The following is a 17,510-nucleotide window of genomic DNA, read 5'->3' on the forward strand; positions in this document are numbered from 1 at the left end:
TTTTCCCAAGGGCAGAATACTCTGCGAGAAGGGCAAAGCCCTACAGAATTCAGGAGTCAGAATTCAGTGTCTTACTGGCTCCTGGCTCCTGACTCCTTACCCAGTCAGGATTTTCCGGCTTAATATTGATACCCGAGTACACTATTGAATCATTGAAGTTTGTAGTCCCTCAGGTATGCTGAATGCCATTCACCTAGCTGGCCGATATCCATGACTGTGGGCGCTCCCCGTACCCTGCGTTTCAAAGAGCGCATTGATCGCTTTTTGCATGCTCCTCAGACTGAAATTGCCTTAGTAGTGCTGATTTTATTGTCGGTAATGCTGGTGGTTATCGAGGTGGTGTTGGAAACCCGAGGTCTGACTATCTTGTGGGTTCGCCATTTACAAGTTGGGCTGACCAGTGTTTTCATTTGTGAACTCACTCTGCGCTATTGGGTAGCCCGTAAAAAACGTCGCTTTTGGCGTAATTATTGGCTGGATATCCTGGCGGTGATGCCGATGATCACGGCTTTTCGGCTATTGCGATTACTGCGGATTTTGCGATTGCTGCGGGCTGGGATTTTGCTGAATCGTAGTTTGGGGCGCTTGTCGAGTGCGATCGCAACCAGCCTCGGCATGCAAATCGGCGTCTTTATGGTGATTGGACTGATTGTCCTCACCGGCGGTTTGGCCACCTATTTATTTGAAGCGCCGTCTAATCCCCGGATTCACTCCCTGCGAGATTCCATGTGGTGGAGCTTTTTATCCTTAGTAGCTGGAGAGCCGATTGGGGGAGATCCTCAAACCGATATCGGTCGATTAATTGCTCTCATGGTAATGATGGGCGGACTGACCACCTTCGCCGTGTTTACTGGTGTTGTGTCAGCCGTAATGATGCGCAAACTAGAAACCTTTATGGACTTCAAAGCCTTAGAAATTGATGAACTCCAGGACCATATTGTGATTTGTGGTTGGAATCGCGGTGGCCACCTAATTGTTGAAGAACTGTTAGCCGATGGCGACATGAAGCATTGTGCTGTTGTGATTGTGGCCGAAGACACTGACGAACCGTCCCAGGAACTCAAACATCTCAATCGATCACAGCTGTATTTTTACTCAGAGGATTACACCAAAATCGATATTCTTGAAACGATTGGTATTAACTGTGCCTCACGGGCAATTTTATTGGCAGATGCCACTCACCCCCGCACAGACCAGGATCGTGATGCCCGTACAGTACTAGCCGCGCTCACCATCGAAAAAATCAATCCTTCGATTTACACCTGTGCCCAGTTACTGGATCGCCGTAATGATGTCCAACTCAAACTAGCCGGGGTGGATGATGTGATCGTCACAGAAGAAGTGGCTAGCCATCTGATTGCCACTTCTACTCGTAATCAAGGTTCCGTGGAAGCCCTAGCTGAGTTGTTGACGGTGCAAAGTGGCAATCAAATTTATGAGGTGCAGGTGCCTACTACCTGGGTGGGTCAACACTATTGGACCTTAGCGCAACATTTAAAGCAACAATCCGATGCCTTGTTATTGGCCATTGAGTCGATGAAAAAGGGAGAACGTACGACCCTGGTGAATCCTCCTGCCGATCTGATTTTGTCGAAGGAAGATCGCTTAGTAATTATTGCCCGTCAGGTACCCAGTTTCTAATGTAGAAGATTTGGAATGGTTGATAGAGAACTGGTCGATCCTCGAGGGCTGAGCGCCGTCGAAGCTCTTACTGTGTGCAGTTTCAATTTTTGTAACTCGCCTCTATCTTGCTGTATCTCTGTCTATTCTGGGATTAATGTTCAAAAGGAAATCGATCAATGGCTAGACGGTTGTGGTTATTAGGATTTGGGGCAATGGCACTGATGGGGTTGACCTATCAGGCAGAAGCTAATTTGTCGTCTGATCCGTCTGATGGGCCACTGTCCGATGTCTCGGCTGCGGCTGCGGAAGTCTCAGCAACAGCTGAGGAGGTCTCAGCGGCAGCTGAGGACGTGCCTCGGATTGTGCGCCGACGGCAGTTTGAGGATTATCGTCAGGTGATCGAACGCACCCAGTCGATGATTTATGATCAAGGTAGCCAAACCTTGGCTGATCGATGGGGTTTGGATATTCTGGATGTGACTTGGGAAGACACGGGTCGTTACGATAATTCTGCCGTGGGTCCTAATATCAGCGACATGACCATTCAGGTACAACAACAAGACCCAGTCACTGGCGAATATTCACTCCATTTGATGCCCGTGATCCGCCATCCCAATTTTTCTGATTTGACGGGGGATGTGCCCATGGATCAGTTTTATGTGCTGACAGGGAATGAAAATGGCGATGATCTGGGGCGAGTGTCCTTAAAGGATGTGCTGGGAGATTTGCGTAGCTACCTGAGCGAGCCAGATTCGTGGAAAGGGTCCGAAAAATCACTGCTGGCGGATCGTGATAGCCATGTACTGGTGAGTGCCCAGGCTGCGTTTTTGCCAATTCCCCAGGGAGATGAGGCGACGTTTAACCCCGTACTCTTTAACTACCAGTCCTATCCCGGTGATCCTGCTGTCCTTACTCTGTTGGTCACCCGTGAAGGGACCAGTGCCACCATTATTGACAATCAGCGGGATGGGTTTGATGCGGGTCACACCTGGGGACAGCGTCTATTTTTTAATCAAAATGGTGAGCGGACTAGCCTCACGGGGCAACGTCTGAGTGATTTTCAAGTGGAGTCTAGCGGTGAGCCTCAAGCCTCGGATGATCGTCCTGCAAATACCGAAGCAGAAAAGGCTGGCTTGAATCTAGTCATGCTGATTCAGGTCCCCCTCAAGCAAAAACAACCCTTTTTGCCTGAAGCTCCGATGGCTGTAGTTGCGGAAGCTGCACCCTTTGATGATGCGGAGTTTGGTGCTTTGCAGCGCAGTGATGTTGAGGCTGCTGTCATTGGCCATGGCGAAGTCGAAGGCCCTTTTACTGAAATCGATAACCTGGAAATTGAACGGGATCCAGACTTCCCGATTCGGGTCACGGTGCAGTTTTACAAAGCCACGAGCAATGGTGTGGTGTCCGCTGATGACATGCGCGAAATCCATGAACAAATCCAGCAAGTCTATGATGATGCTGACTATGTTGGCAGCTTGGTACTAGACGGTCGTCAAGGACGTCCAACCGAGTATGACGGTCACCATACTGAGCCCGATGATTGGTGGGAGCAATTTTGGGAAAACTCTCGCGATCGCTTAGACATGAGCGAAGAAGAGGCTAGGGAGTTGTGGGAAAGACTGCGGCAGGAATAAGTAGGTTGGTCATGGAGCGAGTTACCACTTTCTAGTTTCTGACCAACTGCCCCTACACATCTTGGTTCGGTCAACCCGACCGTATCTTTATGGACGCTCTCAGTTTTCCTTTTGTAAGCTAGAAGAATAGAACCCAATTTGGTTGAGCCATGTCTGCGATCGCGCCACCACAAGTTCAAGAACGTAAAAAAGCGAGCTATCTTCTGTGGTTCGGAATTTTATTGGGCATGGGTGGGCTGCACCGGCTTTATAACGGTAAATATGTGTCAGGAGTGATCTGGCTCTTTACCTATGGCTTATTTGGTGTTGGTCAGCTGGTTGATCTGGTTTTGATCTCTGACATGGCTGAGCGACGACAGTGGCAGTTATCTGGGGGACGGCCATCTAAGTTTGATGCGCAGCCTGCTGTGGCAACTGAGGTGCGCAAAGATAGTCTGATGGTGCAGCTACTGCGTTTAGCTGAGTTGCATGGTGGTCAGATCACGGTTACCCAGGCTGTGATGGAGACTGGGCAATCGTTTGAGACGATTGAATCAGAATTGAAAACCATGGTGAGGTCTGGCTATGCTGACGTCACCAATCGTCCTGGCTCAGGAGTGGTGGTGTATGAGTTTCCTGAGCTGATGTAGTTACCCACCCCGGAGCTCCTCCCAGGAGGGGAGGTATATAGTTGCTCCTTTGTGGTTTCCTTCGAACTTGGCTTACTGACCAAAAATCATTCCCTTGATCCAGTCTTTGCCTTGGTCAACGGCTTCGGCCCCTAAGAATATGATGGAGCCGACCAGGCCGATGGCTAGGGTGCAAATGGTCAGACCGGCTAGGCTAATGGCCCCGTCATCATCCAACAGGCCAAAGCCGATCACGAAAATGGCAATGGCTGGCAGGGTATTGGTGCCTGGAATCGGAATCAGCATGCAGGTAGACATTAGTGCGATCGCAAGGCCCAAGACCAACCGCCCCACCGGGCTGGTGCAAATTATCGATAATCGTGGTCGGGACACCGCCTCAATTTTTTGTAGCCAGGGCAATCCTTTTGTAATAAACCCGGCTACTTTAGTCCGTTCAAATCCTTTTGCCATCCAGCCTTTCGGTAACCAAGGCTTTTCACGACCAATGATCAACTGCACTGCCAGCAATAACATGACAATGCCGAAGGGAATAGAATAGCCAGGTGCCGGGATGGGCAAGGCTGAGGGTAATGACAGTAAGACAAACAAAAAGCCAAACGTACGTTCCCCACTCAAGGTAAGTAGTTCATTCAGCGTGACATCGCCGCTGGTGGTGGTGGAAACTTCAGCCGCTGCTGTTTCATGGGGTGTGGGTGTCAGCGACGGAGCATCTAAAAAATAGCGCTGAAGTTCAGCGGATAGTTTAGCCATAGATAAGTCAATTTAGAAGTTACTGAAACCACGTCCAAGTTGAAACCTTTAGATTCTTCTACGGAAAAACTCTAGTTCTGGACGTGGACAAGGTTTATATAGAGGTTCACCCAAGAATTCTCAGGTCTGGGGAAGTTTTGAGTATCTGACTGAACTAGCTCATGCCAGGTTCCATAGCCAGCTTAGCGATACCAGCTTAGCGGTATTTGTGAACTGCTGGCCATGGGCAGGGTGACTCAGTCGGTTTGACGAACTTGGTCACAAAATTGTTGGACGGCTTGAATGGCTTGCGATCGCAAGTCTACCAGGGGCTTTGCAAAGGGTGGCTGCCAGTCAGACATGCCCCATAAGTCAGAGGTGACTAGCACCTGTCCATCACAATGTGGTCCGGCCCCAATGCCAATAGTGGGAATGGCCAGTTCCTGGGTGATTGTTTTAGCCAGGGTAATTGGAATATGTTCCAGTACGATCGCAAAGGCTCCAGCTCTTTCTAGAGCTAAGGCACCTTGTCGGATTTGCTCAGCGTCTTCCTCTGTCTGGCCCTGCTTCCGAAAGCCCCCAAACTGGTGGACGGATTGAGGCGTTAGTCCCACATGTCCCATCACTGGAATGCCAACTTGAGTCAGACGAGCCACCGTTGCCACCATTGCCGGATGACCGCCTTCCAGTTTCACGGCTTGGGCTCCTGTTTCCTTCATGACTTTTCCAGCATTCACCAAGGCTTGTTCCGAACTCACTTGGTAGCTTAAAAATGGTAAATCTACCACCATCATGGCGTCGGATATCCCACGTCGTACCGCTTTGGCATGGTGCATGATTGCATCCAAGGTTAACGGTACTGTCGTGTCGTACCCCAGCACTGTCATCGCCAGCGAATCACCCACTAAGGCAATATCCACACCGGCAGTATCCACAAGTTGTGCAGAGAGATAATCCCAGGCAGTCAGCACCGCTATGGGTCGCCTCTCTTGTTTCCAACGGATTATCTGAGAAACCGTTACGGTCATAGCTGTCACGCACTATAGTCAGTTTTCAAGAGTGGGTGATTCAACCACCTCTTTTACAATTAGGCCACAAATAGACTATTTCGCGGGGACAACAATTTTCTCTTGTGGGTAGTGTGAGGCCGCTAGCTTTATTGTTGAGGGACCCTTTGACTGGCAAATGCCTCATGGGCAAATGTTCTGCCTGTGGTCAAACTCATCCAAGCTAGTCCTTCTGTGGTGCCAATCCAGAGTTTATCGCTCACATCGGTGGCGATCGATAGCACATGGGATGAGGGCAAGTTCGGTACTTGACTCACGATGGCACCGTTATAGGGATTGAGTTTAAATAATCCACTCTCTGTGCCCACCCATAGACTTTGAGTTTTATCAAATGCGATATCTGTGACACTTTTCCCTCGCATTGCCGTGACAGAGCGTAGTAGTGCGCCTGTATCTGCATCAAAGACAAACAGTCCTTGAGATGTCCCCACCCATAGTTGACCCTGCGGCCCAGTTGCCATGGATTCAATGGAGCGACCTGGCACATTGGATACGCGATTGAGGATAAACGCATTGGCTGTATTTACTTGGACTAATCCTGTTAGGGTGCCCACCCATAGCTGACCAGACTGGTCAAGGGCTAAGGCGTTGGCACTGATACCTGGTAGCTCCTGCAGTGTGGTCATCAAGAGACCGCGATCAGGACTAATCATAGCTAACCCTTGATCGGTACCTACCCACAAAAAGCCACGATCATCCAGTGCCATATCCAATACTCGATTGGAGGGTAGGCGGAAATTTTGGGCCGTGATCTGATTGATCCGTGGATCGACCCTGACCAGACCGTTATACGTGCCTAACCAAATGCGACCTACTTTATCTTGGACCATGGCATCGATAAAGCGATTCGGCACATTGATCCGAGACTGAATGGTGCCAGTTGCTGGATTGATGCGGGCTAAGCCTTGATGAGACCCCACCCAAAGACTGCCTGTATAGTCTGGCTGCAGTGCCCCTACCTGAAAGTCGTTGGCTAAAGGACTGACTTGATTAGGTCGATCAGAAGGGAGGGGAACAACTCTTGGGGGCGGATCTGTATAAATAGGCGTACTGTTTGATTCTTGAGCGCTAGCTGATATCCCGGCACTCCATAAGAGTGTTGCGCCTAAGGTCAGTTTAATCAATGGCTTAGCAGAAATCACAGTGACGTCTCCATATAGGCTATGAGTCTATTTCTCCTGCGGCAGCAGCAGGTAGCTTGATGCTTTAGATAGCGTGCCCAAGTGCTTGTGTCAAGATAAATCAAGCGCAATCACTCTGTCATTCATTAGTAAATCTAAAATTTTTATTAGGAGATAAAAGACTTTCTCAACAACTATGGGATAGTAATTTTGTCGAAAAGGTGCTATCTAAAAGTCTCACAAGCAGCAAACCCCTACATGTTGCATTAGTGACCTCATATTTCGAAAACTTAATGGTACTGTACTTAGATTCATAAATAAAAGTTATGAATCTATACAGAACTTCCAAAATTCAACTTATCAAATCGCTGATAGTATTCTTAAAGCATTAGGCAGTAGTTATCTGTCTAGGAAATAAGGAGAACAGTCAATTTGGCTGTCTAGCAGTGTCTGCTGCTCGATACCATTTTTGAACTTAGCCGCCTTAGGGACTAATACCTTGTCCACGTCCAAAGCTGTCGTTTTGTCGTGGAAGAAACGACAAGTTTCAACTTGGATTTGGTTTGGTGGGCATTCGTTAGGCTGCCCCCTTCAGGCGTTGCAACAGTTCTAAGCCATCTAATTTGATTCACAGGAAGGGAGATATGTCTTACTCTCAGACGTCGACGCAGTCGAAGGTTGGTTACAGTGCAGGTGTAAAGGATTACAAACTTACCTATTACACTCCTGATTACACGCCTAAAGATACCGATATTCTGGCCGCTTTCCGGATGACGCCTCAGCCTGGGGTGCCTCCTGAAGAGTGTGCAGCAGCCGTTGCAGCAGAATCTTCTACAGGTACTTGGACTACCGTATGGACTGACCTTTTGACCGACATGGATCGGTATAAAGGTCGTTGCTACGACATTGAGCCCGTACCCGGCGAAGATAATCAGTACATCTGCTATGTTGCTTATCCTCTAGATCTTTTTGAGGAAGGTTCCGTAACTAACCTACTAACTTCTCTGGTAGGTAACGTATTTGGCTTTAAGGCCCTGCGTGCTCTGCGTCTGGAAGACTTACGGATTCCCGTTGCATACCTCAAGACCTTCCAGGGTCCTCCCCACGGTATTCAGGTTGAGCGTGACAAGCTTAACAAGTATGGTCGTCCCATGTTGGGTTGCACCATTAAGCCTAAGCTTGGTCTGTCCGCTAAGAACTATGGCCGTGCAGTTTATGAGTGCCTACGGGGTGGTCTTGACTTCACTAAGGATGACGAGAACATCAACTCTCAGCCTTTCCAGCGCTGGCGCGATCGCTTCTTGTTCTGTGCTGATGCAATTACTAAGGCTCAAGCAGAGACTGGCGAAATCAAGGGTCACTACCTAAACGTGACTGCTTCCACCTGTGAAGAAATGATCAAGCGGGCCGAGTACGCTAAGGAACTCGATCAGCCCATCGTCATGCACGACTTCTTGACAGCTGGTTTCACCGCTAACACCACTCTGTCTCACTGGTGTCGTGATAATGGTGTCCTGCTTCACATCCACCGTGCGATGCACGCAGTAATCGACCGTCAGAAGAACCACGGTATTCACTTCCGCGTATTGGCTAAGTGTCTACGTATGTCTGGTGGTGACCACATTCACACCGGTACTGTTGTCGGTAAGCTTGAGGGTGACCGCGCTGGTACTCTTGGTTTCGTAGACCTACTACGTGAGAACTATGTAGAGCAAGACAAGTCTCGCGGTATTTACTTTACCCAAGACTGGGCTGCCATGGGCGGCGTCATGGCTGTTGCTTCCGGTGGTATTCACGTATGGCATATGCCTGCCCTCGTTGAAATCTTCGGCGACGACTCCGTTCTACAGTTTGGTGGTGGTACTTTGGGTCACCCCTGGGGTAACGCTCCTGGTGCAACTGCTAACCGTGTTGCTCTTGAAGCTTGTGTGCAAGCTCGTAACGAAGGCCGTAACTTGGCTCGCGAAGGTGGCGACATCATTCGTGAAGCTTGTAAGTGGTCTCCTGAGCTGGCTGCAGCTTGCGAACTTTGGAAGGAAATCAAGTTCGAATTCGAGACCATGGATACTATCTAATCTTCATAGCTGGGGCAGTGAGATGATTGTGATTGCCAATACATTTGGCCATGTCATCAGAAACTGCTGCCCTGGTTACTGCATCAGCTGTTTGAACCTGCTTTAATGCATCAGATGCATTGAGCTGACCTATGGACCTAAAGCGAATTGCAAAGGATACGGCCAAGACGCTGACAAGCTATCTAACCTATCAAGCGGTTCGTGTGGTCATGGGGCAGTTAAAGGAGACCGACTTACCTCGGTCTTACTGGTTTAACGAGTTTGCAACCCGAGAAAAATTGCAGGATGGAGAAGCCTTTATTGCTGCACTGATGCAAGAGCAGGCCGATCTAGCTCTCCGGGTCATGACTGTTCGTCAACACCTGGCAGAAGAAGTGACTGAATTTCTTCCTGAAATGGTGGTGACGGGTATTCAGCAAGCAAACATCGAACACCGCAAGCAACATTTGGAGCGGATGACTCAAATGAGTTCTGAAGAGCTGCGGAGTGGAGCTGATACAGATGATAGAGATTCTCAGTCTGAATAATCTTGTAAACCAATACTGACGAGTAGATTATGAAAACTCTGCCTAAAGAGCGTCGTTACGAAACGCTTTCTTACTTACCTCCTCTAAGCGATGCTCAAATCGAGCGTCAGATCCAGTACGTTCTCGAGCAAGGCTATTTCCCTGCTGTTGAGTTCAATGAGGATTCTGATCCTACAACTTACTACTGGACCATGTGGAAGCTGCCTATGTTTGCAGCTAAGTCCACCCGTGAAGTATTGGACGAAGTCCAGGCTTGCCGCTCTGAGTATCCCGACTGCTTTATCCGTGTAGTTGGATTTGACAACGTGAAGCAGTGCCAAATCCTTAGCTTCATCGTTCACAAGCCCGGTTCTGGTGGTGGCTACCGCTACTAATTTAATAAGTTTGGCACTGAATAAGTGCTGAATAAGTTTAAAAGGGAGGTCCCGAAAGGGCCTCCCTTTTTTGCTCAAGGTATGATGAGAATACAGTTCATGTGAATATCGCTAAGTTCTTATGATTGATATTCGTGGTGCTACGGTAACAGCGCAAAAATATATTCAATCTATTGAGGATTTATTGGGTGGACCGTTAGACAACATACGCCTTGAGGAAGCTGAAGTCTCAGATGACAGAAACTTTTGGTTAATTACTCTAGGTTATGACAAGCCAACGGATAATAAAGATGTGGCTGCTATTAATCAAATTAAATTAGGCTTACCCGATAATCGTGGTTTATTTGGTCAGCAACTTTTGACAAGAGAATATAAAGTTCTTAAGGTAAATGCCGACAGCGGAGAGGTGGAATCGATTAAAATTCGCCAGTTATGATTTCTGAAGTTCAGCAATTGCTCGAACGTTATGCCCGGAAGGGGATACTGGTTGATACCAATATTCTTTTGCTGTATTACGTAGGAACTATAAATCGTCAACGCATCACACGATTTAATCGTACTGAGCAATTTATTCCTGAGGACTACGATTTACTTGTACGATTGCTGCAATCTTTTGAAAGAATTGCGACCACACCTAATATTTTGACTGAAGTCAGTAGCTTTATTAATCAGTTGTTTGAACCAGAACGTTCGCAATGCTACGACCTTTTTGCTGGGCATATAAAGGTGTTGCAGGAAACCTATATTCCAAGTACTGAGGTTGCTATTCAAGACTGGCCTTTCTACAAATATGGTTTAACAGATTGTGGCATTGCATCTTTAGCCAAGGATTCATATTTAGCCAAGGATTCATATTTAGTGCTGACAGACGATTTAAAGGCTGCCTTTTATTTGCAGAGTCAGGGTATTGATACCCTTAATTTCAATAACATTAGAACTTTAGGATGGAATCTATAAACTGTTGCTTTGTCTATACCTTGATTGCACTAGGCTCGGCGGCGGCGGCAATAATACGATGACAGCCTGATTCTGGATAAGCCCAGCCGCAGTAGCAATCTTTGGGGTTGCCCCAGCATAGACCTAGGTATAACTCGGTACGAGTGGCACTGATATCAGCCCATTCTGTTTCTTTTATATAGGCTTCAACGGTGGCAGCATCTAGTTCCACAGGATCGTGTCCTGCTGCCCACAGTCGTAATCCTGCGATGGAATCATGCCAGAATTGGATAATGCTTGATTTGGCGGCAGCGAGCGTAGCTTTGTCTGCAGGTATGGCAGTGAGATCCGGATGCACTTCGGGGAGTCGAATGGTCTGGCCTTTAAAGCTGCAGGGATGCCAGACAAGGCCCGAAACATTATGTTCTCGTTGGTACTGATGGATTTGATCGCGAAAGTCTTTAAAGGCAAAGACTTTGCTGAGTTTATCTGCCCCAATAGCTTTAGAAACTACTGGATTTGCTAAGCGATCATCGGTTGATAATAATACTCGTTCTCCACGCCAGGCGGCTTTGAGTTCTTGATCGAGGATGTCGATAAGTTGCTGGGTGGTGTAGGTCATTACTCTACCAGGCGGCTTGATGGCATTTTAGCAATCGTTGTTGGCCTGTGCAGTAAAGTAGCGGACTTGCTCAAGGATTGGGGGAAATGGTGATTGGTGAGTGGGGGTTACAGGGTGGCTAACGACTCGGTTAATAGGTCGTATATACCTGGAGTATGCACGGATGCTGCTACGTCTACGTTGGGTGTCTTGCCGGTGCGGTTCCACCAGTCGATAATAGTTCGCCCAAGATTGGCTGGGCTGGTGGTTTCGATGGTGGTGTAGGTGGGTTTAAAGGTAAATAGCTCTGGTTTGAGGAGATAGGCGATGACACAAGGGTCGTGAAGTGGAGCGCCATCCATGCCGTAGCGTTCTTTGTCTGGGGCACCGTAGTGGGCAAGCAGGTTGGCGGCGGCAGTGCCAACAGGGGTGTTGAGATGTCTAAATGCTTCTAAATGCTTAGCAGTGGTCAGGACTTGATGGGTGGTATCGAGGGTAATTAGTTTGATGGGAATGCCTGATGCAAATACGACCTGGGCCGCATGGGGGTCAACGTAGATGTTGAATTCGGCGGCAGGGGTCATATTGCCATGGGTGATGGCACCGCCCATGGCGATAATGGTGTCAATTTTATCGGCGATTTGAGGAGCTTGGATGAGGGCAACGGCGATGTTGGTTAAGGGACCGAGGGTGGCCAGCGTGATCGGTTCAGTGGCTTGTTGCAGGGTGTCGATTAAAAATGCAACAGCATGTTGCACCATTAGTGGCTGCGCTGGCTCAGGGAGTGCGGTGCCTTGTAGACCAGTGGCTCCGTGAATATCAGCTGCGGTGGATAACTCCCGGAGTATGGGCCGGGGACAGCCTGCATAAACAGGGATATCCGCATTTGCTAAAGCACATATTTTGAGGGCGTTTTGGCTGGTGTAGTCTAGGGGCACGTTGCCTGCGACGGTGGTGATGCCAAGAATATTTAGCTCGGTGGGATGAGCTAGGGCAAGCAGAAGTGCGATCGCATCATCCACACCAGGATCACAGTCAATAATCAGTGGACGAGCCATAGACTGAACTCAGGGAAACGTACTGCCTAGCCTGGGGCGTCTTTGATCATATACGCTAGCGTGGTAACGCAGCTTTGATAGGACGTAGTTGAATGCAGTACCCTCCTCGTCAGCATGTCGTCAAATCCTTCAGTTTTATTCTGTGCTTGATGCTGGCCAGTTGCGAAGGCAGCCCCTGGGGGACATCTCTGGAAAAAAATCTAGAGCCCGATCCACGGTTATTGGATGAGGAAACGGCCAATAGCAAAACGGCCAGTACGCCAGACGTGGCTTCTACGGCCACGTCTTCTAGCACGTCAGTTGCCGATGAGCCAGAAGCTACGAACGAAACAGAATCCCTGGAGGCCGAGGAACTTGCCACTCCTACATTTACCCAAGCGAGCTATACCGATATTGGCGAAGCACCTGAGGAGCTGCAGCAATATATCGAGGACTTGGTTCTACTGGATGTATTGATGCTGATCGATGTTAAAGCGGATGATAATGTCGAACGTAACCCCAACGAGTTTTTGCCAAATGAAATTATTACTCGTCGGGAATATGCCCGTTGGTTGATAGCGGTGAATAATCATTTCTATAGCGATCAGCGTGCCAAAAAAATTCGTCCAGCAGTAGAAAGTAGTAAGCCCGCGTTCCAGGATGTTGGGGTGACCAATATTGATTTTTCGGCGATTCAGGGTCTAGCGGAGGCCGGGATTATTCCCAGTTCTTTAAATGGCAGTTCTACAGCTGTGAAGTTTCGACCGGATGCTCCTTTAACTCGTAAGGATCTGATCCTATGGAAAGTTCCCCTTGACACTCGCTCAACTTTGCCAGATGCCACAGGGAAGGCTGTGATCGAAGCTTGGGGATTTCAGGATGCTGGAAAAATTGAACCTGCTGCCCTCAAAGCTGTCTTAGCCGATCATGGTAATGGGGAGTTTGCCAATATCCGCAGAGCTCTGGGCTATACTACATTATTTCAACCTGAGAAGGGCGTTACCCGAGCCGAAGCCGCAGCTGTGCTCTGGCGCTTTGGTAACAGTACAGAGGGGATTACAGCCGCTGAGTTATTAGCATCTGATGGTGATAAAAGCGACGATAATAAAGCAGATACAACCCAAGAAACGAATGAATAAATGGCTATTGATTCAAATAGCTATTGCCTATAGAACATTACAACTTTTCCCTAATGCACCCATGACATGGGAAAATGAAGCCCCTTAATTTTGTCAGGAATTAGAACACTGTGAAGGCCATTGTGATTGGTAGTGGTGGGCGCGAGCACGCTATGGCATGGACATTGTTACAGTCACCTAACGTGACTGCGGTGGTGTGCATTCCAGGAAATGGGGGCACAGCTACCCTGCCGGGATGTAGTAACTTGGCCATGTCTGTTGACGATGTAGAAGGCATTGCTAGGTTTGCCCTAGTTCAGAATATGGGGCTGGTCGCGATTGGCCCAGAGCAGCCCTTGGCGGACGGTGTGGCTGATGGGTTAAGGGCTGAAGGGATTACGGTCTTTGGTCCCGATCAAGCCGGAGCGCAGTTAGAGTCCAGTAAAGCTTGGGCTAAGGCCCTGATGCAGGAAGCCAGTATCCCAACAGCGGCGAGCGCTGTCTTTGATAACGGTGAGGCTGCGACTGCCTATGTAGAAGAGCAAGGGGCTCCGATTGTTATTAAGGCTGATGGTTTGGCGGCTGGTAAGGGGGTGACCGTTGCCATGACCCTGGAGGAAGCTAAGGAAGCGATCGCAGCTATTTTTGGTGGGCAGTTTGGTGCTGCGGGTAGTCAGGTCGTGATTGAAGAATTTCTCACCGGGCAGGAGGCCTCTGTGCTGGCAGTCACCGACGGTATTACCATTCGTCCCCTGATGCCTGCCCAAGACCATAAGCAAGTGGGGGAAGGCGATACTGGTCCCAATACAGGTGGGATGGGAGCCTATGCTCCAACGCCGGTATTGCCTCCAGAGCTATTGGACCGGATCCAAACCGACGTGTTAGAGCCAACGGTTCAAACCTTACGAAAACGGGGTATCGACTATCGGGGGGTGATCTATGCTGGGCTGATGATTACACCCGACGGTGAACCGAAGGTGATTGAGTTTAACTGTCGCTTTGGCGATCCTGAGACTCAGGTGGTGTTGCCCTTGTTGGATACACCCTTGGATAAAATCATGCTGGCTTGTTGTGAGCAGCGTCTGGATACATTACCTCCGTTTGAGTGGAAGTCAGGTTATGCGGCCTGTGTGGTGATGGCGGCTGAGGGTTATCCTGGCAAATATCCCAAGGGTATGGTGATTAAGGGGGTGGATGTCGCTACCAATACCGGAGCTATGGTATTTCATGCTGGGACACAGCTGGAAAAAGGTGTGGTGAAGTCCACTGGCGGTCGGGTGTTAGGGGTGACAGCTTTGGGGGCAGGGTTTGAAGATGCGATCGCAAATGCTTACCGTGGAGTTGACGCCATTCAGTTTGAAAATGCCTATTACCGTAAGGATATTGGGCATAGAGTTAGAGCGCAATTTTGAATTTTGCATGCTTAGCTTTGAGTGGTTGATTGTATATACTGTTGCCCTAATTGATAGACAGCATGCAAGGTTCATAACTTAGAACTCTCTGCACCTGCTTGTTCGCTGTGACCTCTAATCGACTCCATTGCCCATTGTGGGATTCATGTCACAATAGCTTTGAGAGGTCTATCTAGGTTGAATGGTTGAACTGTTTCAAAAAATTCGCACACTAATCGCAGACTGGTGGAAAGACTTTACCCTCCAGACTCGTTTAATGGCGGCGGCAACGCTGGTTGTTTCTCTGATTATGAGCAGCCTGACGTTTTGGGCAGTCAATACAATACAACTGGATGCTCGTCTGAATGACACCCGCTTTGGTCGTGATTTAGGGTTGCTATTAGCCGCAAATACGGCACCCCTGGTAGAGTCACAGCAGTTGGATGAGCTGGCTCTATTTTCTCGACGTTTTATGGAGAGTACGTCGAGTATTCGTTACATGCTCTACGCCAATCAAGAGGGCTATATCTTTTTTGGAATTCCTTACTCTGATTCGGCTGTCAAAAGTTCTCTCACCCTGAGCCGCCGCATGCAGCTGCCTGAGAACTATGTGAAGAGTGTTGACCTACCGATGATACGACAACACCTGACACCAGCGGGCGAAGTGACGGATGTCTTTGTCCCTTTAAAATCTAAAGGTAATTATCTCGGTGTTTTGGCCTTAGGGATTAACCCGAATCCTACGGTTGTGGCTTCTTCTCATCTAACCCGTGATGTCACTATTGCTGTATTTGTGTGTATTTGGGTGATGGTTATTTTAGGGGCAGTATTCAATGCCCTCACCATTACGCAACCGATTAAAGAACTTTTGACCGGGGTGAAAAATATTGCTGCCGGTAACTTTAAGCAGCGCATTGACTTATCTCGTGGTGGTGATGAGCTGGGTGAACTGATCCAGAGCTTTAACTATATGGCAGAGCGTTTAGAGCGCTATGAGGAACAAAATATTGAAGAGCTGACGGCAGAGAAGGCCAAACTAGAGCGTCTTGTTTCTACCATTGCCGATGGCGCGATTTTGATTGATGCCAATATGGAAGTGGTGTTGGCAAATACTGCTGCAAGTCGTATTTTTGGTTGGGATGCCAAGCTACCCCCCGAAGGTAATGTATTGCAACATTTGCCCACGGAGGTGAGGGTCCAAATGACTCGCCCTCTCTATCAGGCTGCAAAGGGAGATTCATCTGACAGTCAAGAGTTTCGCATTACCCTGATCGAACCAACCAGCCGCACCATTCGTCTATTACTGAACTCGGTATTGGACCAGTCAGGTGAAACTGTCAAAGGGATTGCTCTGACGGTTCAAGATATTACTCGAGAAGTCGCTCTTAATGCTGCCAAAAGTCAGTTCATTAGCAATATTTCCCACGAGCTTCGGACACCATTATTTAATATCAAATCGTTTATTGAAACCCTGTATGAGTATGGCGACGATTTGTCAGAACGGGAACGCCAAGAGTTTTTGGAAACAGCTAATAATGAGACTGATCGCCTCACACGCCTAGTCAACGATGTGTTGGATCTCTCCCGATTGGAGTCGAATCGACGTTATCAGTTCTCCGCATTGGATATTCATCAACCCATTGAGCAAATTTTGCGTACCTACCAGCTCAATGCAAAAGATAAAGGCATTGAGCTGATTCAAGATATTGAAGAGGGATTACCCCCAGTCGTAGGTAACTACGATTTGATGCTGCAGGTATTTGGTAATTTGGTGGGTAATGGTCTGAAATTTTCCTTGGCAGGAGGCTGTGTGGCCATTCGTGCCTATCGAGCTCCCTCGGCAGGGGACCACCCAGACTTTGCAGGCAATGTTCGCATTGAAATTTCAGACACAGGTATTGGGATTGCCCCTGAAGATCAAGACGCAATCTTTGATCGCTTTTATCGAGTTGAAAACCGCGTGCACACGTTAGAAGGTACCGGTTTAGGCCTATCGATTGTGAAAAATATTATTGACAAGCACAACAGTCAAATGTGTCTAGTCAGTGAAGTTGGTGTCGGCACTACATTTTGGTTTGATTTATCAGTTTATGAGTCTGTTGCAGTTGAGTCTACTGCGGTGCCTGAGTCTGATGTGGCAGAAATTTCTGTCGATGAGGCAGCAGCAGAGAATACGATTTCGCCAGTGGGTGCTCAAACTATGCCAAAGGAGTCAGCTTAAGCTTTTATAGCCCACCAAGTCCTGAGGGATGGTCCAGCTACTGGCTCACGGGCACAAAAGTCTGACTTATTGAGCCATTGTGGATTGAATGCTGCAGGTTTTACCCAGACTTTATCTGCAATAGCTTTACCATCTAGCCCTAGTGATTGAGCGTACTTTTTCAAGAAACCTTTTACGTAGATTGCTTCTGGTAACTTCATCCAGTTTCCAGCTTCTATCGCTCGTAGCTGATTGGGTTGAATATGAGTCTGTTGAGCCACTTGCTGGAGTGATAACCCTTGTCGTGTTCGGATGGTCTTTAAATAATGGCCTACAGTGACCAGCTGCTCACAATATTCTTCGCTTGTATGAGAAGCACCTATGGTATTTGGAAAAACGCTCATTCAGTAACATTTAGATACAACACACCTGTTTGTAGTTTATGGAT

General features: G+C 48.3%; 17 protein-coding genes. 11 read left to right on the plus strand and 6 right to left on the minus strand.

The window, feature by feature from the left end:
* Positions 1 to 210: 210 nt before the first annotated feature.
* From IXB50_RS14845 to IXB50_RS14855, 3 genes are all read left to right on the plus strand, one after another.
* Positions 211 to 1,641, plus strand: coding sequence for an ion transporter (locus IXB50_RS14845; protein ID WP_215609764.1), 1,431 nt, complete (start codon positions 211 to 213; stop codon positions 1,639 to 1,641).
* A 158-nt stretch (positions 1,642 to 1,799) separates the two neighbouring features.
* Positions 1,800 to 3,257, plus strand: coding sequence for a hypothetical protein (locus tag IXB50_RS14850; protein ID WP_215609765.1), 1,458 nt, complete (start codon positions 1,800 to 1,802; stop codon positions 3,255 to 3,257).
* 149 nt (positions 3,258 to 3,406) lie between these two features.
* On the plus strand, positions 3,407 to 3,886 hold the full coding sequence (locus tag IXB50_RS14855) for a TM2 domain-containing protein (protein ID WP_215609766.1): 480 nt from the start codon (positions 3,407 to 3,409) through the stop codon (positions 3,884 to 3,886).
* A 72-nt stretch (positions 3,887 to 3,958) separates the two neighbouring features.
* Here IXB50_RS14855 and IXB50_RS14860 read toward each other — a convergent pair whose 3' ends face one another.
* The 3 genes from IXB50_RS14860 to IXB50_RS14870 form a co-directional block, all read right to left on the minus strand.
* A complete protein-coding gene (locus IXB50_RS14860) occupies positions 3,959 to 4,636 on the minus strand; it encodes an exopolysaccharide biosynthesis protein (protein WP_215609767.1) in 678 nt (225 codons plus the stop codon).
* 236 nt (positions 4,637 to 4,872) lie between these two features.
* A complete protein-coding gene (panB, locus tag IXB50_RS14865) occupies positions 4,873 to 5,643 on the minus strand; it encodes a 3-methyl-2-oxobutanoate hydroxymethyltransferase (protein ID WP_215609768.1) in 771 nt (256 codons plus the stop codon).
* Positions 5,644 to 5,771: 128 nt separating this feature from the next.
* Positions 5,772 to 6,824, minus strand: a complete 1,053-nt coding sequence (locus tag IXB50_RS14870; RefSeq protein ID WP_215609769.1) for a ligand-binding sensor domain-containing protein — start codon at positions 6,822 to 6,824, stop codon at positions 5,772 to 5,774.
* A gap of 623 nt (positions 6,825 to 7,447) precedes the next feature.
* On the opposite strand from IXB50_RS14870, the gene IXB50_RS14875 reads away from it, so the two are divergent.
* The 5 genes from IXB50_RS14875 (at position 7,448) to IXB50_RS14895 (ending at position 10,736) form a co-directional block, all read left to right on the plus strand.
* Positions 7,448 to 8,878: a form I ribulose bisphosphate carboxylase large subunit gene (locus tag IXB50_RS14875; RefSeq protein ID WP_215609770.1), complete on the plus strand. Its 1,431-nt coding sequence runs from the start codon at positions 7,448 to 7,450 to the stop codon at positions 8,876 to 8,878.
* Positions 8,879 to 9,009: 131 nt separating this feature from the next.
* Complete coding sequence (gene rcbX / locus IXB50_RS14880; RefSeq protein ID WP_215609771.1) at positions 9,010 to 9,405, plus strand: RuBisCO chaperone RbcX; 396 nt, start codon at positions 9,010 to 9,012, stop codon at positions 9,403 to 9,405.
* Between the two features lie 29 nt (positions 9,406 to 9,434).
* Positions 9,435 to 9,779, plus strand: coding sequence for a ribulose bisphosphate carboxylase small subunit (locus IXB50_RS14885; RefSeq protein ID WP_215609772.1), 345 nt, complete (start codon positions 9,435 to 9,437; stop codon positions 9,777 to 9,779).
* Positions 9,780 to 9,900: 121 nt separating this feature from the next.
* Complete coding sequence (locus IXB50_RS14890; RefSeq protein ID WP_215609773.1) at positions 9,901 to 10,215, plus strand: hypothetical protein; 315 nt, start codon at positions 9,901 to 9,903, stop codon at positions 10,213 to 10,215.
* Positions 10,212 to 10,736, plus strand: a complete 525-nt coding sequence (locus tag IXB50_RS14895) for a PIN domain-containing protein (protein WP_215609774.1) — start codon at positions 10,212 to 10,214, stop codon at positions 10,734 to 10,736. The genes IXB50_RS14890 and IXB50_RS14895 overlap by 4 nt, the downstream gene beginning before the upstream one ends.
* A gap of 13 nt (positions 10,737 to 10,749) precedes the next feature.
* Here the strand turns inward: IXB50_RS14895 and IXB50_RS14900 are convergent, their stop codons facing one another.
* Positions 10,750 to 11,337 carry a hypothetical protein gene (locus IXB50_RS14900; RefSeq protein WP_215609775.1) on the minus strand — a complete coding sequence of 196 codons (588 nt, stop codon included), beginning with the start codon at positions 11,335 to 11,337 and terminating at the stop codon, positions 10,750 to 10,752.
* Positions 11,338 to 11,444: 107 nt separating this feature from the next.
* Entirely contained in the window at positions 11,445 to 12,374 is a 930-nt protein-coding gene (locus IXB50_RS14905; protein ID WP_215609776.1) for a nucleoside hydrolase, read from the minus strand.
* A gap of 92 nt (positions 12,375 to 12,466) precedes the next feature.
* Here IXB50_RS14905 and IXB50_RS14910 point away from each other — a divergent pair, with 92 nt between their 5' ends.
* The 3 genes from IXB50_RS14910 to nblS all read left to right on the plus strand — a co-directional run bounded on the left by IXB50_RS14910 (position 12,467) and on the right by nblS (position 17,083).
* Positions 12,467 to 13,492, plus strand: a complete 1,026-nt coding sequence (locus IXB50_RS14910) for an S-layer homology domain-containing protein (RefSeq protein WP_215609777.1) — start codon at positions 12,467 to 12,469, stop codon at positions 13,490 to 13,492.
* 110 nt (positions 13,493 to 13,602) lie between these two features.
* Entirely contained in the window at positions 13,603 to 14,883 is a 1,281-nt protein-coding gene (gene purD / locus IXB50_RS14915; RefSeq protein ID WP_215609778.1) for a phosphoribosylamine--glycine ligase, read from the plus strand.
* 181 nt (positions 14,884 to 15,064) lie between these two features.
* Positions 15,065 to 17,083, plus strand: a complete 2,019-nt coding sequence (gene nblS / locus IXB50_RS14920; RefSeq protein WP_215609779.1) for a two-component system sensor histidine kinase NblS — start codon at positions 15,065 to 15,067, stop codon at positions 17,081 to 17,083.
* Here the strand turns inward: nblS and IXB50_RS14925 are convergent.
* Positions 17,080 to 17,466 (minus strand): helix-turn-helix domain-containing protein, encoded by a 387-nt coding sequence (locus tag IXB50_RS14925; protein WP_215609780.1) that lies wholly within the window; start codon positions 17,464 to 17,466, stop codon positions 17,080 to 17,082. The two genes, nblS and IXB50_RS14925, sit on opposite strands and share 4 nt — an antisense overlap.
* Between the last annotated feature and the right edge of the window lie 44 nt (positions 17,467 to 17,510).

Source organism: Leptothoe spongobia TAU-MAC 1115, assembly GCF_018739885.1.
GTDB classification, from domain to species: domain Bacteria; phylum Cyanobacteriota; class Cyanobacteriia; order Phormidesmidales; family Phormidesmidaceae; genus Leptothoe; species Leptothoe spongobia.

Coding starts and splice junctions, on each gene's coding strand:
- IXB50_RS14845 (WP_215609764.1), top strand. CDS start 211: ATGACTGTGGGCGCTCCCCGTACCCTGCGTTTCAAAGAGCGCATTGAT.
- IXB50_RS14850 (WP_215609765.1), top strand. CDS start 1,800: ATGGCTAGACGGTTGTGGTTATTAGGATTTGGGGCAATGGCACTGATG.
- IXB50_RS14855 (WP_215609766.1), top strand. CDS start 3,407: ATGTCTGCGATCGCGCCACCACAAGTTCAAGAACGTAAAAAAGCGAGC.
- IXB50_RS14860 (WP_215609767.1), bottom strand. CDS start 4,636: ATGGCTAAACTATCCGCTGAACTTCAGCGCTATTTTTTAGATGCTCCG.
- panB (WP_215609768.1), bottom strand. CDS start 5,643: ATGACCGTAACGGTTTCTCAGATAATCCGTTGGAAACAAGAGAGGCGA.
- IXB50_RS14875 (WP_215609770.1), top strand. CDS start 7,448: ATGTCTTACTCTCAGACGTCGACGCAGTCGAAGGTTGGTTACAGTGCA.
- rcbX (WP_215609771.1), top strand. CDS start 9,010: ATGGACCTAAAGCGAATTGCAAAGGATACGGCCAAGACGCTGACAAGC.
- IXB50_RS14885 (WP_215609772.1), top strand. CDS start 9,435: ATGAAAACTCTGCCTAAAGAGCGTCGTTACGAAACGCTTTCTTACTTA.
- IXB50_RS14890 (WP_215609773.1), top strand. CDS start 9,901: ATGATTGATATTCGTGGTGCTACGGTAACAGCGCAAAAATATATTCAA.
- IXB50_RS14895 (WP_215609774.1), top strand. CDS start 10,212: ATGATTTCTGAAGTTCAGCAATTGCTCGAACGTTATGCCCGGAAGGGG.
- IXB50_RS14900 (WP_215609775.1), bottom strand. CDS start 11,337: ATGACCTACACCACCCAGCAACTTATCGACATCCTCGATCAAGAACTC.
- IXB50_RS14905 (WP_215609776.1), bottom strand. CDS start 12,374: ATGGCTCGTCCACTGATTATTGACTGTGATCCTGGTGTGGATGATGCG.
- IXB50_RS14910 (WP_215609777.1), top strand. CDS start 12,467: ATGCAGTACCCTCCTCGTCAGCATGTCGTCAAATCCTTCAGTTTTATT.
- nblS (WP_215609779.1), top strand. CDS start 15,065: ATGGTTGAACTGTTTCAAAAAATTCGCACACTAATCGCAGACTGGTGG.
- IXB50_RS14925 (WP_215609780.1), bottom strand. CDS start 17,466: ATGAGCGTTTTTCCAAATACCATAGGTGCTTCTCATACAAGCGAAGAA.